Below are 15,347 nucleotides of genomic sequence, written 5' to 3'. Positions count from 1 at the left end.
GAGACACTGGTGGGCGTGAGCCCGACCGAACCGCAGATGCAGGACCCGCAGGAGCCGGGGCTGGACGCCGTCGCCGACAGCGAGGACGCGACTTCGCCTGACTGTGAGGGTGTGACAGCAGCCCAGCGGTGATGGGCTGTGGTCGTCGGTCTCGTTCGTGACTCCTCGCCTGACTGGCTTCGTGCCTTCCGCGCGACTTGTCCGTTCGGGATCGGCGACCCGGCCCGGTCGAGGTCTGCTGGCCTGATCAGGAGCTTGACCGGCGACGTTAGCGGCGTCGTCGTGTCCCGTCACAGTCCTGCCGTGACCTCTCCCGGACCGGATCAACGTCCATCCGGAGCTAGAGGAGGAACGCATGACCAGTCTGGCCGAAATCGCCGACATCGTCATCGGTGTCGACACCCACGTCGACACCCATACCGCCGCGATCGTGGACACCACGACCGGCGCCGTCCTGGACGAGATGACCATCGCGACCACCCCGCCCGGCTACCAGGACCTGCTGACCTGGGCCGACGATCACTGCCCGGCCCGGGCCTGGGCCATCGAAGGCACCGGCAGCCACGGCGCGGGCCTGACCCGGGCCCTGACCAGCGCCGGCGAGGTCGTCGTCGAGCTCGACCGACCCCAACGCGCCGCCCGCCGCCACGGCGCGAAGTCCGACCCCCTCGACGCGATCCGCGCCGCCCGCGAAGCCCTGACCCGACCCGTCCTCGGCACGCCCCGAGCCGGCGGACAACGCCAGGCCCTATCGGTACTGCTCGCCGCACGACGCTCCGCCGTCGACGCAGCAACGGTCGCTCAACGCCAGTTGTTCTCCTTGATCGTGGCCGCCCCCGAAACCCTGCGCGCGACCTTCCGCGGTGTGACCGGCCCCGAAAGGGTCAAGCGCGCCGCGGTCCTACGCGCCCACCGAGGCGACGACGTCGAGACCGCCACCACCCGCCAGGTCCTACGCACCCTGGCCCGCCGCGTCCAGGCCCTCACCACCGAGGTCGACACCCTCGAGAAGCAGATCACCGTCCTGGTCAAGGCCTGGCGGGCGGACCTGCTCGACCTGCTCGGCGTCGGCCCCATCGTCGCCGCGACCGTCCTGTGCGCCTGGTCCCACCCCGGCCGGATCCACTCCGAAGCCGCGTTCGCGATGCTCGCCGGGATCGCCCCGATCCCCGCGAACAGCGGCCGCGTCACCACCCGATACCGCCTCAACCGGTACGGCGACCACCAGCTCAACCGCGCCATCCACACCATCGTCCTGGCCCGCCAACGCTACGACGAAGCCACGAAGACCTACACCGCCCGCCGCACCGCCGAAGGCAAGACCCCACGCGAGATCCGCCGCTGCCTCAAGCGCTACATCATCCGAGACCTCTACCGAACCCTCGAATCAGGCCCCACCACCCCTTGACGAACCATAGGAGCGTCGAGCCGGCGCAGCCGGTGGCGCCGGTGTCGGGGCGTGCTGCGTCGAAGCAGGACCTGGCCGCGTTGCAGCGTCTGGTCCGTCAGGCGCAGGAGGACGGCGTCGCACTGACGGGCCCGGACGGGTTGTTGAAGATGCTGACCAAGACGGTGATCGAGGTCGCCCTGGACGAGGAGATGTCCTCGCACCTGGGGTACGACAAGCACGCCGTCGAAGGACGCGGGAGCGGGAACTCGCGCAACGGGGTCCGCTCGAAGACCGTGATCACCGACAACGCGGGCCCGATCGAGATCGACGTGCCGCGAGACCGGGCGGGCACGTTCGAGCCGCAGCTGGTGAAGAAGCGGCAGCGCCGGTTGACGGACCTGGACGCGATGGTCCTGTCGCTGTACGCCAAGGGCCTGACCACCGGAGAGATCTCGGCCCACCTGGGCGAGGTATACGGGGCGTCGGTGTCCAAGGACACGATCAGCCGCATCACCGACCGGGTCGTGGAGGAGATGCAGACCTGGTGGGCGCGCCCGCTGGAGAAGGTCTACGCCGCGATCTTCATCGACGCGATCGTGGTCAAGGTCCGAGACGGGCAGGTCCGCAACCGGCCGTTCTACGCCGCAATCGGTGTCGACCTGGACGGCCACAAGGACGTCCTGGGCATGTGGGCCGGTGACGGTGACGGGGAGTCCGCGAAGTACTGGCTCGCCGTGCTGACCGAGCTGCGCAACCGTGGCGTCAAGGACGTGTTCTTCGTCGTGTGCGACGGGCTCAAGGGCCTGCCCGACAGAGTGAATGCCGCGTTCCCGCAGGCCATCGTGCAGACGTGCATCATCCATTTGATCCGTAACACCTTCCGGTACGCGAGCCGTAAGTACTGGGACCAGATCGCCAAGGACCTCAAGCCGATCTACACCGCGCCGACCCCCGCCGCAGCGCGGGAGCGGTACGAGAGGAGTTCGCCGCGAAGTGGGGCAAGGCCTACCCGGCGATCACGACGTTGTGGGACAACGCCTGGGAAGACTTCATACCCTTCCTGGACTACGACGTCGAGATCCGCAGGGTGATCTGCTCGACGAACGCGATCGAGTCCCTGAACGCCCGCTACCGGCGCGCCGTCCGCGCCCGCGGGCACTTCCCGAACGAACAGGCCGCGCTGAAGGTCCTGTACCTCGTGACCAGGAGCCTGGACCCCAAGGGCACCGGTCAGACACGATGGGTCACACGCTGGAAGCCCGCGCTGAACGCGTTCGCCATCACCTTCGCCGACCGCATGCCGGCCGCCGAGGACCGCTGAAAATGAAACCGCCGCTTACACCGTTCATCGGACAGTCCCGTCGCGGGTGGCAACCCGTCTCGTGTGTGCCGGTGGGGCCGGTTGTGACTGTGGGTGGCTGTTCAGCGGTCGCGGTCTTGGGCGAGTAGGTCGCGGCGGGCGCGGGTGCGGTAGGAGTCGCCGGATAGGGCGAGGACTTCGGCGTGGTGGACGAGGCGGTCGATCATGGCTGCGGCGACGACGTCGTCGCTGAAGGTCTCGCCCCAGCGGCCGAAGGGCAGGTTCGAGGTGACGATGATCGAGCCTTGTTCGTAGCGTGAGGCGACGAGCTGGAAGAACAGGTTCGCGGCGTCGGTGTCGAAGGGGATGTAGCCGACCTCGTCGACGATGATCAGCTTGTAGCGGCGGATCTTCTTCAGCTCGGCGTCGAGCTGACCGCCCTGGTGGGCGATGGTGAGGCGGTTGATCCACGCGGACGCGGTGTCGAACAGGACGCTGTGACCGTTCTGCGCGGCTTTGATCCCGAGGCCGATGGCGAGGTGGGTCTTGCCGATGCCGGGCGGGCCGAGCAGGACGACGTTCTCTGCCTTCGGCACGTAGGTGGACGTGGCGAGGTGGGCCAGGACGTCGCGGCGTAGCGAGGGCAGGTGGTCGTAGTTGAAGTCTTCGAGGGTCTTCATCGCGGGGAAGTGCGCGGTGCGGATGCGCATCATCGTCCCGGCGGACTCGCGGTCAGCGGCCTGGCGCTCGAGCACGGCGGCGAGGTACTCCTCGTGGGACCAGCCCAGGTCGCGGGCCTGGTCGGCCAGGTCGGCCCAGGTCCGCCCGATCGTGGGCATCTTCAGGACCCGCGTCAGGTAGGCGATCTGGGAGTCCAGCCGCGCGCCGAACGCGGCAGCGGCGAGCCCCGGCGCGACCGCGGGCGCTCCTGCGGGCGCGGCTGCTGGCGCGGGCGGTGCGGGCGGTGCGGCAAGCACTGGCTTGCTGGTTCGCTTGCGGCCTCGTCCGGTGTCCGCGCGCGCGGCGTGGTCCTCGTCGCCGGCGGGCAGTGTGGCAGGCGCGGTGATGTCCTCGTCGAGTGCATCGGCGACAGCGGTGGTGGGGGTCATCAGGACGTAGCTCCTTGGGAGGTGGGGCGGATGATGCCGGGGGCCGAGCCATCGGGCCCGTCGGCCGCTTCGGCTTCGTGCTCACGGACGGAGTCGGTCACGGGCTCGGGGGTGTGCGGGGCGGTGGGGTTGGTGTGGAAGTCGATGCCGAACAGGGCGTCGTAGTCGGGAAGCGCCCGCAGCGCGACGGCGTGCCCGTCGGCGTGGGTGCGTAGCTGGTGGCGCCGGGCGGTGGCGGCGCGGGTGGCCTGGTAGTCGGCGCGCAACCGCTTGGCGGTCGCTTGATGGTTCGGGTCGGTGATCGTCGCTGCGCTGCCCCAGTAGCGGGGGTGGTCGGCGACGACGGTGCCCTCGTGGGTGACGGTGACGCGGTCGGGGCCGGCGACGACGTCGACGAACCGGCCGATCATCGATGGGTCGACGGAGTAGTCGTTGGCGTCGATGCGCACGTAGTAGTCCCGCGCCAGCCGCACCCTGGCGCGTAGCCCCACCTGTGGGGCGACCGGGGGCAGGGTGATCATCGCGGCCCGGTCGATCGGCCACCGGTCGGTGATCGTGGTCCCGATCGAGCGGACGAACCGCGTGTTGGCCTTCGTGGTGAGCCACTCGCTGATCTGGGTGTTGAAGTCTGCCGGACTCGTGAACACGCGACCGGGCAGGAAGGATGTCTCGAAGAAGCCGTTGCGTCGCTCGACCAGACCCTTGAACTCGGGGTCGCGGGCGGGCGCGAGCATCAACCGGACGCCGAGGGTGCCCACGAACGCGGCTGCGGCCGGTGTCGGCTTGCCCTTGCCACCGATCGCTGACTCCCGGTCCCACACCAGGGCGCGAGGGCACCGACCCCACCCGGGCCATGTCGGGTCGGTCGGGTGGCCGGCGAGCAGGCGCCACATGCCCGCGAGGATGTCGCCTCCTTGCCGGGAGGGGATCATCACCGCGGACGTGTGCCGGGAGTATCCGCTCGTCATGGCCAGGACCGGCAGGATCCGCTCGACGCCCTTGCTGACCGGGATCGGTACGGGCGGGAACCACAGATCGCACTGGGCGACCTCACCGGGGGTGTACTCCACTCGGTCGGCCGGGTCGATGCCCTGATACAAGGGCCGCAGGTCGCGGACGCGGTCCTTGAGGATCGTCAGGGAGTGCTCCCAGCCGATCCGCTCGGCGATCACGGTCGCGGGCATCGTCGGGTACTCGGCCAGCAGCAACCGGACCCGGGGCTCGACCGCGTCGACCAGCGAACCCTTCGCCGGTCGTTCGTACCGCGGGGGCCCGTCCGACGCCAACGCCTTCGCGACCGTGTTCCGCGAGATCCCCAACCTGCGGGCGATCGCCGCCTTCGACAACCCCTCCGAACGGTACAGACGACGAATCTCAGCCCAGTCCTCCACGGTGATCACCCCGCCCAGGCTCCCCGGGCTGCTCAGTCTTCGCCCGTCGACTCCTGCTCAGTTTTCACGCGTCGTCGACACACCGGCCCGTTCCCCCTCCCGGGCTCATCCCCGCTGGCGCGGGGCTCACCGTGAAGCGACATGGGTGGAGGGGTTGGGGTAGGGGCTCATCCCCGCTGGCGCGGGGCTCACCCCGCACGCGGGTCCTCAAGCCGGTCATGGATGGGCTCATCCCCGCTGGCGCGGGGCTCACGCGAAGGGAGTCATCGGGCAGATCACGCAGCGGGGCTCATCCCCGCTGGCGCGGGGCTCACGTAGTCGGCAATGGCGCCCCCGTGGTGGTGCAGGGCTCATCCCCGCTGGCGCGGGGCTCACGCGCTGGACCCGAGGATCTCGACCTGCACCACGGGCTCATCCCCGCTGGCGCGGGGCTCACCGGTAACGGATGGCTCACCCGGGCGTGCACGCGGGCTCATCCCCGCTGGCGCGGGGCTCACGCGGCGGGGGTGATGTCGCGCAAATCCATGATGGGCTCATCCCCGCTGGCGCGGGGCTCACCTGATGAAGCGCGCCTCGACTAGGCCGTCCCTGGGCTCATCCCCGCTGGCGCGGGGCTCACCGCGCCGAGTGCGTGAGCATCCGCGTCGTGCCGGGCTCATCCCCGCTGGCGCGGGGCTCACTTCGAGTATCTGGTTCCGGTGGCCGGAGTTCGGGGCTCATCCCCGCTGGCGCGGGGCTCACGCAGGGCCGGCGGACGGGGCAGGACGTAGGCCGGGCTCATCCCCGCTGGCGCGGGGCTCACTTCCAGACCGCCGTAGCCGGGATCAAGGACGGGGGCTCATCCCCGCTGGCGCGGGGCTCACGCAGGGCCGGCGGACGGGGCAGGACGTAGGCCGGGCTCATCCCCGCTGGCGCGGGGCTCACCGCCGATGATGACGATGAGCAGGGGCAGTATGGGGCTCATCCCCGCTGGCGCGGGGCTCACGCTGCAGCGACCCTGCGGGCGGGCTGCTTGTCGGGCTCATCCCCGCTGGCGCGGGGCTCACTGACGACGTGGCTATCTACGGCGTGCAGCGGGAGGCTCATCCCCGCTGGCGCGGGGCTCACGTCACGTTCCCTGTGCTGTCCGGGGACACGCCGGGCTCATCCCCGCTGGCGCGGGGCTCACGCCGTCCCCCCGGGCGTCTCGACGTCCCTGGTGGGCTCATCCCCGCTGGCGCGGGGCTCACGCCGTCCCCCCGGGCGTCTCGACGTCCCTGGTGGGCTCATCCCCGCTGGCGCGGGGCTCACATGACCATCCACGACGTGCCCGGCTGCTTCTCGGGCTCATCCCCGCTGGCGCGGGGCTCACCGCATGACGTTGACGCGGGTGGCGGCGACGCGGGGCTCATCCCCGCTGGCGCGGGGCTCACGGAGAGGGTGACGCCCAATGCCAGACATACAGGGGCTCATCCCCGCTGGCGCGGGGCTCACGCGTCGTAGCGCAGCCACAGCTGAGTGGTGACGGGCTCATCCCCGCTGGCGCGGGGCTCACTCGAGGATCGGCTGCGTTGTCCCCTCGGGCAGGGGCTCATCCCCGCTGGCGCGGGGCTCACTGCCGGGCCGGGTCGGTTACCTTGCACAGGCCGGGCTCATCCCCGCTGGCGCGGGGCTCACGGGACCGTGTCTGCGGACCTCGTCGCCCGCGTGGGCTCATCCCCGCTGGCGCGGGGCTCACGCCCAGACCTTCCACGCCCACCGCGGCATGGAGGGCTCATCCCCGCTGGCGCGGGGCTCACCTCCACGAGGCCGCCGCCGAGGCCCGCGTGCAGGGCTCATCCCCGCTGGCGCGGGGCTCACCTCGGTGTTGACGGTCAGCTCGTGCGGGTCCCGGGCTCATCCCCGCTGGCGCGGGGCTCACATCCTGTCTGCGATCAAGGATGACGTGCGGGAGGGCTCATCCCCGCTGGCGCGGGGCTCACGTCGCGGGCGGTCTGGCTCACTTCCCGCCTCCGGGCTCATCCCCGCTGGCGCGGGGCTCACGCGCCAGGCTTGACGCCCGTCAACGCTCGCACGGGCTCATCCCCGCTGGCGCGGGGCTCACATCCTGTCTGCGATCAAGGATGACGTGCGGGAGGGCTCATCCCCGCTGGCGCGGGGCTCACGTCGCGGGCGGTCTGGCTCACTTCCCGCCTCCGGGCTCATCCCCGCTGGCGCGGGGCTCACGCGCCAGGCTTGACGCCCGTCAACGCTCGCACGGGCTCATCCCCGCTGGCGCGGGGCTCACTCGACGTTGGCCGTCCGCGCAATCTGGTTGATGGGCTCATCCCCGCTGGCGCGGGGCTCACACGACCAGCGCGGTCGGGCACGCTAGCGGCGTGGGCTCATCCCCGCTGGCGCGGGGCTCACATGACGTCGTGCTCGTTGAAGATCTGCACCACGGGCTCATCCCCGCTGGCGCGGGGCTCACAGGGTCACGGCTGGGGTGTCGGCGGCGGTGGCGGGCTCATCCCCGCTGGCGCGGGGCTCACCCGGCAGACCGGATCAACGGCCCCTACACGCGGGGCTCATCCCCGCTGGCGCGGGGCTCACTTCCACGCGGTGAAGCTAGGGTCCCAGAAGTAGGGCTCATCCCCGCTGGCGCGGGGCTCACGCCAACAGCGCCGACGAGGATGGCCGGTACGCGGGCTCATCCCCGCTGGCGCGGGGCTCACTTGGTGACGCAATCACCAAGACGGCCGACGCGAGGCTCATCCCCGCTGGCGCGGGGCTCACGCGCCCAGCCAGTCGGGAGACCTGCGGCACCTGGGCTCATCCCCGCTGGCGCGGGGCTCACGTTGTGACTGAGGTCTCGACTGGTCGGCAGATGGGCTCATCCCCGCTGGCGCGGGGCTCACCCCACCACGTGCCACCCGAAGCGGTCCTCGGTGGGCTCATCCCCGCTGGCGCGGGGCTCACCCCGTCGAGTCCGCCAAGGCGATCCGCTCCATGGGCTCATCCCCGCTGGCGCGGGGCTCACCACGGTCTCGGCCGCACCGCGCAGCTGGAGGCGGGCTCATCCCCGCTGGCGCGGGGCTCACGCAGGCGCTTGCGGGGAAGGCGAAGCGGGTGTGGGCTCATCCCCGCTGGCGCGGGGCTCACCGACTCGGGGCTGCTCTACACGTCCGGGTCCGGGGCTCATCCCCGCTGGCGCGGGGCTCACGTATCGCATGGGCTTTCCGGTGGGCGCGCGCGGGGCTCATCCCCGCTGGCGCGGGGCTCACGGCTCTGACCGCCAAGGTCACCACAGGCCGTGGGGCTCATCCCCGCTGGCGCGGGGCTCACATGCGTGACTTGTTCATCGAGTTGGCGCGCGTGGGCTCATCCCCGCTGGCGCGGGGCTCACCCGATCGGGCAGACCAGCCTGCCCGGGCAGTCGGGCTCATCCCCGCTGGCGCGGGGCTCACGTGAGGTTGCCCCCGTTCGACGGACACCCTGACTGGCCCGGCTCTGAGTAGCTGGGCGGGAGAGGATGCCTTCATGGGTGCCAAGAGGAAGAGTTTCACCCCGCAGTACCGCCGTGATGCCGCTCATCTGGTGATCGACTCCGGCCGCACGATCGCGGCGGTCGCCTCAGAGATCGGGATCGGTGAGCAGCTGCTGGGTCGGTGGGTCGCCAGGGAGCGTGCACGGATGGATGAGCCGCCGCCGGCGGGCGATATCAATGAGCGGGCCGAGCTGGAACGCTTGCGCGCGGAGAACGCTCAGCTGCGGATGGATCGGGAGTTCCTGAAAAAAGCAGCGGCCTTCTTCGTGGCGGAGAACGCGTCGAACCAGACGTCGCGTTCGCAGTGATCCACGCGGAGAAGGCCTGCACCGAAGGTCCTCGATCCACGATCGAGGACATGTGTCACCTGCTCGAGGTGTCCCGGTCGGGGTATTACGACTGGGTCGCGCGGCAGGGGGCCGGGCCGGGCCCGCGCGAGCAGCGGTTGCTCGACCTGGCCGACAAGGTCCTGACCGCTCATGAGGACTCTGATGGGGTGTACGGCTCGCCCCGGATCACCGCTGAGTTGCGTCAGGCCGGTCAGGTCGTGTCCCGTAAGACGGTCGCGAAAGTGATGCGCGCCAAGGGGATTGAGGGCATCAGTCCCCGCTCGTGGCATCCGGTGACCACGATCGTGGACCCGTCCGCGCACTCGATTCCGGATCTGGTTGAGCGCCGCTTCGACCAAGGAGAGCTGAACACGGTGTGGACCTCGGACATCACCTACCTGGCCACTGGTGAGGGCTGGCTGTACTTGTGCGCGGTGCGTGACGGCTGCTCGCGCCGGGTGATTGGGTACGCGTTCAGCGACAGCCTGCACACCGACGTCGTCGAGGACGCCTTGCGTCGCGCGGCCACCTTCCGTGAGGGCGACACGACCGGGGTCATCTTCCACGCCGACCGCGGCTGCCAGTACACCTCGGACCAGCTGGACCGTGCCGCCCGCGACCTGAAGGTGCGTCTGTCCGTGGGGCGCACGGGAGTCTGTTGGGACAACGCCCAGCAGGAGAGCTTTTGGTCAACGCTCAAGACCGAGCACTACAACCGCTACGAATTCGCCACCCGGGCCGCGGCGATCCGCAGCGTCACCGAATGGATCGAGACCGTGTACAACCGCCGTCGACGCCACAGCGCGCTCGGCAACATCAGCCCGGTAGCCTTCGAGCGCGGGTTCAACGCGGCGGCAGAAGCCGCTTAAGCCGGTGTCCGTCGAACGGGGTCAACCCCACACGTGGGGGTGGTTGGCGGGTTGGTCGGGGTGGGGGGCTCATCCCCGCTGGCGCGGGGCTCACGGGGTGTTGGGGGAGATGATGCGTCCGCCGCCGGGCTCATCCCCGCTGGCGCGGGGCTCACCGGTGAAGGAAGCCCTGGCGAACCAGAAGCGGGGGCTCATCCCCGCTGGCGCGGGGCTCACGCTCGTGCTTTCTACGCCACCGACGCGGACCTGGGCTCATCCCCGCTGGCGCGGGGCTCACCCGTCCTCGTTCTGGAAGTGCCGCAGGTCAGCGGGCTCATCCCCGCTGGCGCGGGGCTCACCCGTCCTCGTTCTGGAAGTGCCGCAGGTCAGCGGGCTCATCCCCGCTGGCGCGGGGCTCACCTGTCAGGCTTCGCCGTCGACCGCGAACTCGAGGGCTCATCCCCGCTGGCGCGGGGCTCACTGACGATCCGGGAGGCGTCCGCGCTGCTGGACGGGCTCATCCCCGCTGGCGCGGGGCTCACTGGCCTGACGTCTGCCATGCGCGCCTCCTACAGGGCTCATCCCCGCTGGCGCGGGGCTCACGGTGGTGTCGTCGTGGTAGCCGCACATCCACGGGGCTCATCCCCGCTGGCGCGGCGCTCACCTTCCCCGCCGGTGACCTTCAGCTGTCGATGGGGGCTCATCCCCGCTGGCGCGGGGCTCACCCACCGGCGGCAAGGTGTCCGCGTGGGTCGACGGGCTCATCCCCGCTGGCGCGGGGCTCACCGCAGCCCCGCGGCCTGGAGTCCGGCGCACCAGGGCTCATCCCCGCTGGCGCGGGGCTCACGTGAGCGGCTTGGCGGAGATGACTTCGTTGTAGGGCTCATCCCCGCTGGCGCGGGGCTCACGCAACGCGGGCTACATCGACCAGGTCGTCGACGGGCTCATCCCCGCTGGCGCGGGGCTCACTCGAAGCCGACCCGCTGCTGCGGTCCGGGGATGGGCTCATCCCCGCTGGCGCGGGGCTCACTCAACGATCCGTAGGTGGGTGAAGGAGGACCGGGGCTCATCCCCGCTGGCGCGGGGCTCACACGCGCCGCGCCTACCACGACTCCGGCGTCTGGGGCTCATCCCCGCTGGCGCGGGGCTCACACGTTCCCCGACGTGATCGTCGGGTGCGGGCGGGGCTCATCCCCGCTGGCGCGGGGCTCACGGGCGATCGACCCGATGGCGTACCCGGACCCGGGGCTCATCCCCGCTGGCGCGGGGCTCACGCGTCGCTGATGTTCGCGGCGGTCGGCTGGTAGGGCTCATCCCCGCTGGCGCGGGGCTCACGCTGGTCGCCAAAGCGACTGCACCAGTGCCATAGGGCTCATCCCCGCTGGCGCGGGGCTCACGTCACCGAAGGACTCGAAGGACTGGTCGTTGCGGGCTCATCCCCGCTGGCGCGGGGCTCACGTATATGGGTTGCCCGCAGAGCGCGCAGTCGAGGGCTCATCCCCGCTGGCGCGGGGCTCACCGGTGCCTGTTCCCCGTCTGCGAGGGGGATCGGGGCTCATCCCCGCTGGCGCGGGGCTCACCACCGCGTGTCGACGTACCGTGCGGTGCGGACGGGCTCATCCCCGCTGGCGCGGGGCTCACACTTGATGACCTGCGGCTTTACAGCGAAGACACGTGCAGTTCCTTTACTTTATCTAGCCCTCCGCCTGTGAGAGGCGCGGCTCCAACCGGGCCGCAGTTGGCCTCGTGGAACTGAGGGTGTGGCAGGGCGACGCATCACGGTTAGGCCGTCGAGATCGGCCAGCTCCCAGTCATGACGATGAGTGCGCAACTCCAGCCCCTGCTCACTTCGTGCGGATGTCACCATGATCGCCTTTCCGTCTTTGGCGAGCTCAACGACCTGGGACCACAGTTCCTCCCGTACGCGAGCCGAAACCTTGCCCACAAACACTCCCGCCGATATTTCCATCAGCCAACGAGTGAGGTGCCCGCGCAGGCCCGGCGGGCAGGCGGTGAGCACGATGACTACCACGGGACCTCCACCTCATCCGTCGCATAGCCGACGCCGCTGGCCACGACGCGGTCTCCGCCGTCCCACAGGTACACGACGTCCGAGGACTCAATCTCGGTGTCGTCGCCCGACAGCAACCGACGGATGTCGGCCGCGCACCGCGTGAGCAGGTGCCCGCCGTGGAGTTTGTCGCGCATCCGCCGCCGCACGTCCCCCGGGATGTCCTCGCTCCCAGCACCGACGATCTCGAAGGCAGCCGGGACCGCCATCTCAGCCTTGTAGAGATCTGCGATGTCGAAGACGAAGCTACGGGCGTGGCCAGTGTGGACGATCCCCAGACCCGGGGAGCAGCCAAGCGCCACGATCACGGAATGGACAACGCCGTACAGGCACGTCGTTGCTGCCGACATCGCCTGGTTGATGGGGTCCGAGGACTCGAAGTCGTCAGGACGGTAGTCGCGGCGCTTCCATTCCACGCCGCTCTGCTCGGCGGCTTCGCGGTACACCTTCCTCATCCGCGCACCCTCGCGCCCTCTGAGCTGTTGCATCGTCAGACCGCGGGTGTCCTCGCCCGCGAATCGCATTGCGTACATGGCTCGCGCGACCCTCAGGCGCTCGTTCTGGTTGGACACGATCCTCGCCTGTGCCTCTAGCAGCCGCGACGTGCGGGCGAGGGAGCGGCCGTGCGCGTAATAGCGGACTCCCTGCTCTCCCACCCACACAACGGTGGCGCCACTGTCGGCCAGCAGGGTCATCGCGGCGTGCGTGACTCGCGCTCCGGGACCGACCAGCACCGCTCCGAGAGTGGCCGCCGGGAGGTGGATGACTCCGCGCTCGTCCTGGGCGGTGATGGCGTTGTTGTCGCGATGGATGGTGCAGCGTTCGAGGTAGACGAAGGACAGGCGGTCCTCCGCCCGCGGCAGTTGGGTGATCGTGGCGGGCGGAGCGCCTGGGATGGGTTTCATGACGTTGGCGCGAGCGTGAGCAACCCACATCCGTAGGCTCGACCGCGCCCGATGCCTTCGGTCATGGCCGTTCTCAGGAGGTCGGGGTCGGTAACACGCAGCTCTCCCTCGAAGGTGGCGGTCGACAGGGATACGGTGGCGCCGATTCCCTCAGTGTTCCGCCGGAACTGCCATCGGCGCCGATCCACCAGCCGGTAGGTGGGCTGGCCCGCCTCTTGGCCGATATCGATGCCGATCTTGCGAGCGCGCTCTCGCAGCCACTCCTCTTGCTGCGAGGCGGTCACGTGCGGCACCACGCGGCCGCGACTTCCCCGGGCGCCGGCGATCGACCTGGTCGGGTTGGCGGTCAGGCGAAAGACCCATCGCTGACCGGGGGAGAGCCGGTCGAGCAGGACGTCGTATGGCGCACTGCGCCAGCTGCTCTCACCGCCCCCGCCTTCGCGGGCCATCGATCTCCCATCCCACGGCTCCGGGGTCAAGACGTAGAGCTCCACGATGCCCTGGTCCACCACGTCGGCCCGCCACAGGACTCGGCCGGGGTCCTCGAGACCGATCTGCCGCAGGATGCGCGCATGCATGACCTGTGGTGAGGCGAGCCAACGGCGCGCTTCCGCGGAGCGCGTGTCGAGGTTGAGGCGTGACAGGTTCACAGCGCACCTCCGAGTGCCGCCAGGAAGTCAGGGCGCTGGCGCCCGTCCGGGTTAGATTTGTCCTCCCACGCCCGAACCACTCGCCGCCACGTGTAGCCGCGCCGCTCGGGGTCGAAGCTGGTCGGCAGATCGCGCACGGTCTCGATCACGCCCTGGGCGCGCGCGTCCTGCGAAGCGGACGCTTCGTCCAGGGCGAGCTCCAGGCTGACGTTCTGGCCGAGGGAGGCGCGATACCACCGGGCGGCTTGCCAGGGCGCCGCACGCAGAGCTGCCTCCAACTCCTCGTCGACCAGGTCAAGGACAACCTCGCCGACCACGGGGCAGGAGCGTCTGCCCAGGTAGAGCGGGAAGGTCGGCTCCCGGAGCACGGACACGATGCGGTCGAGCAGGTCACGGTCACCCTCCACACCGGCGAGGAAGACAGCGTCAGCCAGGTAGTAGCGCTCGGACAGGCTGTGCGCCTGCGACTCCCCGCGCTGCCACCTGGTGGAGGTGTGGTAGTCCCGCATCACCCGCCCCGGCTGATCGATTCGGCACCCGAACCGGAGCCCGACGAGGTCTTCGATCGCGTCGGTCCGGCGCCGGCCGTCCGCTGCCGCCAGGAGGCCGAGGACCCCTGACTTGGTGGGCTCCCGGCGCGTGCCTCGAGACGCGAACTTGCTCGAGTCCCCCCAGGCCTGCAGGGGTGCTGCCAGCCGCAGGAGAAGGGTGCTCATGAGTTGGCGCCGCGCGCTGCGGAGACGACGGCACCGACTCCCGTGACGAGCTCGGAGAAGGGCATGGGGGCGGCGAGTGAGTCAACGGCTGCGGCGGGCTCGCCGGCTCTGGTCACGAAGGTCTGCTCCGGCGCTGGGCCGAAGGAGGCGTCGACGGCCCGGGCGTGCTCGACCAGTCGGGTGGCCGAGGCCCGCAGGAAGCCTCCCTGCTCCGAGGTCACGGCGTCCTCAAAGGCTCCGACGAGGTTGACGGGACGGCCCCTGCGCACCATCACGACGACTGCGTCCGGGGCGGTGCGGTTGGCGAAGGTGTTCTGCTTCCCGGTCGGCATGGAGGTGGCGAAGGCCTCGGTGAACGCCTCGACGGCTACTCGGGCCGCGTCCCACGTCGTGTCGTCGTCGGCTCCGCCCAGGTTGAGCAGGAGCTGGTCGAGGTTGATGGTGGCGTAGCGGTAGATCGTGGAGGAGTTGAACTCGACCGTGCCGATCATCCCGGCACCCGACTCCTCCGCCTCCTCGGCCCGCTCGTCGACCGCGGTGAAGTAGTCGAACTGCGTCCGCACGGCGTGCGTGCTGAGGGCGTGCGCCACCTGGCAGGAAGCGTCAACCCTCAGGTCGGTGGCCTCCGCCACCATGCGCCCGAAGAGCGCCACGTCGACCCCATGCCCGGTGTCGGCCGCCTGCTGAGCGTCCTTCTTGGAGGGCCTGTCGGTGCTCGCGGCGAGTTCGGCCAGCCGGTCGAGCTGCCGGTTCGAGAAGAAGCCCAGCGCCCCGACCTCGTGCGGGACCTGCTCATCCCCCTTCGCCTTTCGGGGCTTGGCGACCTTCAGGCCCAGGGCGGTGAGAACCGATGCGGCACGGGCGTCGGCCTGGTCGGCGAGCGTCCCGTCACGCCGTGCGATCCGCTCGGCGAGCACCTGAGGCAGTCGCTTGGTCCGCAGGCCGCGGTCCTGCTCGTCCACGGCGGAGGTGAACTCGCGACGGGTGGCACGCTTCCAGGCCTGGCTGCTGACGCGGGACCGCTCGACGCCTCCGTAGAACGCAGTCTTGGGTCGGCCTGACTCATCCCGGTTGACATTGCTCGGCGGGAGGGTCTGCAGGACGTGGATGTCGAGGTAGAGGTGGGTGCTCAT

At 70.3% G+C, this 15,347-nt stretch carries 9 protein-coding genes, 1 pseudogene and 2 CRISPR repeat arrays; of the genes and pseudogenes, 3 read left to right on the top strand and 7 right to left on the bottom strand.

Annotated features, from left to right (window positions below):
• Window positions 1–355 precede the first annotated feature (355 nt).
• Window positions 356–1,408, top strand: a complete 1,053-nt coding sequence (locus tag ACF3NS_RS04785; protein WP_392467223.1) for an IS110 family transposase — start codon at window positions 356–358, stop codon at window positions 1,406–1,408.
• A gap of 32 nt (window positions 1,409–1,440) precedes the next feature.
• Window positions 1,441–2,711, top strand: a pseudogene (locus ACF3NS_RS04780) (IS256 family transposase).
• A 101-nt stretch (window positions 2,712–2,812) separates the two neighbouring features.
• On the opposite strand, the gene istB reads toward ACF3NS_RS04780, so the two are convergent.
• Both istB and istA read right to left on the bottom strand, forming a co-directional pair.
• Window positions 2,813–3,799 carry an IS21-like element helper ATPase IstB gene (gene istB / locus ACF3NS_RS04775; RefSeq protein ID WP_392468156.1) on the bottom strand — a complete coding sequence of 329 codons (987 nt, stop codon included), beginning with the start codon at window positions 3,797–3,799 and terminating at the stop codon, window positions 2,813–2,815.
• On the bottom strand, window positions 3,799–5,199 hold the full coding sequence (gene istA, locus ACF3NS_RS04770; RefSeq protein ID WP_392468153.1) for an IS21 family transposase: 1,401 nt from the start codon (window positions 5,197–5,199) through the stop codon (window positions 3,799–3,801). The genes istB and istA overlap by 1 nt, the downstream gene beginning before the upstream one ends.
• 92 nt (window positions 5,200–5,291) lie before the next feature.
• Window positions 5,292–8,615: direct repeats of the CRISPR family, unit length 29 nt; unit sequence GGGCTCATCCCCGCTGGCGCGGGGCTCAC.
• 73 nt (window positions 8,616–8,688) lie between these two features.
• On the opposite strand from istA, the gene ACF3NS_RS04765 reads away from it, so the two are divergent.
• Window positions 8,689–9,893 (top strand): IS3 family transposase gene (locus ACF3NS_RS04765; RefSeq protein ID WP_392467658.1). Its coding sequence is split into 2 segments (ribosomal slippage): window positions 8,689–8,941 and window positions 8,941–9,893, totalling 1,206 coding nucleotides; the frame shifts between segments, so codons are not numbered across the junction.
• 65 nt (window positions 9,894–9,958) lie between these two features.
• A CRISPR array of direct repeats spans window positions 9,959–11,513; the repeat unit is 29 nt; unit sequence GGGCTCATCCCCGCTGGCGCGGGGCTCAC.
• A gap of 49 nt (window positions 11,514–11,562) precedes the next feature.
• Here ACF3NS_RS04765 and cas2e read toward each other — a convergent pair.
• Genes cas2e through cas7e form a run of 5 tightly spaced genes read right to left on the bottom strand, consistent with a single transcriptional unit; the run spans window position 11,563 to window position 15,347 of the window.
• A complete protein-coding gene (gene cas2e, locus ACF3NS_RS04760; protein ID WP_392469075.1) occupies window positions 11,563–11,841 on the bottom strand; it encodes a type I-E CRISPR-associated endoribonuclease Cas2e in 279 nt (92 codons plus the stop codon).
• A gap of 56 nt (window positions 11,842–11,897) precedes the next feature.
• On the bottom strand, window positions 11,898–12,848 hold the full coding sequence (gene cas1e / locus ACF3NS_RS04755) for a type I-E CRISPR-associated endonuclease Cas1e (protein ID WP_392468150.1): 951 nt from the start codon (window positions 12,846–12,848) through the stop codon (window positions 11,898–11,900).
• Window positions 12,845–13,498: a type I-E CRISPR-associated protein Cas6/Cse3/CasE gene (gene cas6e / locus ACF3NS_RS04750; protein WP_392468147.1), complete on the bottom strand. Its 654-nt coding sequence runs from the start codon at window positions 13,496–13,498 to the stop codon at window positions 12,845–12,847. Before cas6e ends, cas1e begins: the two co-directional genes overlap by 4 nt.
• Window positions 13,495–14,214, bottom strand: a complete 720-nt coding sequence (gene cas5e / locus ACF3NS_RS04745; RefSeq protein ID WP_392468145.1) for a type I-E CRISPR-associated protein Cas5/CasD — start codon at window positions 14,212–14,214, stop codon at window positions 13,495–13,497. The genes cas6e and cas5e overlap by 4 nt, the downstream gene beginning before the upstream one ends.
• A complete protein-coding gene (gene cas7e / locus ACF3NS_RS04740; protein WP_392468142.1) occupies window positions 14,211–15,347 on the bottom strand; it encodes a type I-E CRISPR-associated protein Cas7/Cse4/CasC in 1,137 nt (378 codons plus the stop codon). The genes cas5e and cas7e overlap by 4 nt, the downstream gene beginning before the upstream one ends.

Source organism: Arsenicicoccus cauae, from assembly GCF_043162025.1.
Lineage (GTDB): Bacteria > Actinomycetota > Actinomycetes > Actinomycetales > Dermatophilaceae > Arsenicicoccus > Arsenicicoccus cauae.
The sequence above is the reverse complement of the archived record's forward strand: the minus strand, read 5'-3'. Positions and strand labels throughout refer to the sequence as shown.

Bases quoted from the DNA above. Each gene is read 5' to 3' on its own strand.
- cas1e (WP_392468150.1), bottom strand. From the start codon at position 12,848: ATGAAACCCATCCCAGGCGCTCCGCCCGCCACGATCACCCAACTGCCG.
- ACF3NS_RS04785 (WP_392467223.1), top strand. From the start codon at position 356: ATGACCAGTCTGGCCGAAATCGCCGACATCGTCATCGGTGTCGACACC.
- cas5e (WP_392468145.1), bottom strand. From the start codon at position 14,214: ATGAGCACCCTTCTCCTGCGGCTGGCAGCACCCCTGCAGGCCTGGGGG.
- istB (WP_392468156.1), bottom strand. From the start codon at position 3,799: ATGACCCCCACCACCGCTGTCGCCGATGCACTCGACGAGGACATCACC.
- cas7e (WP_392468142.1), bottom strand. From the start codon at position 15,347: ATGAGCACCCACCTCTACCTCGACATCCACGTCCTGCAGACCCTCCCG.
- cas2e (WP_392469075.1), bottom strand. From the start codon at position 11,841: ATGGAAATATCGGCGGGAGTGTTTGTGGGCAAGGTTTCGGCTCGCGTA.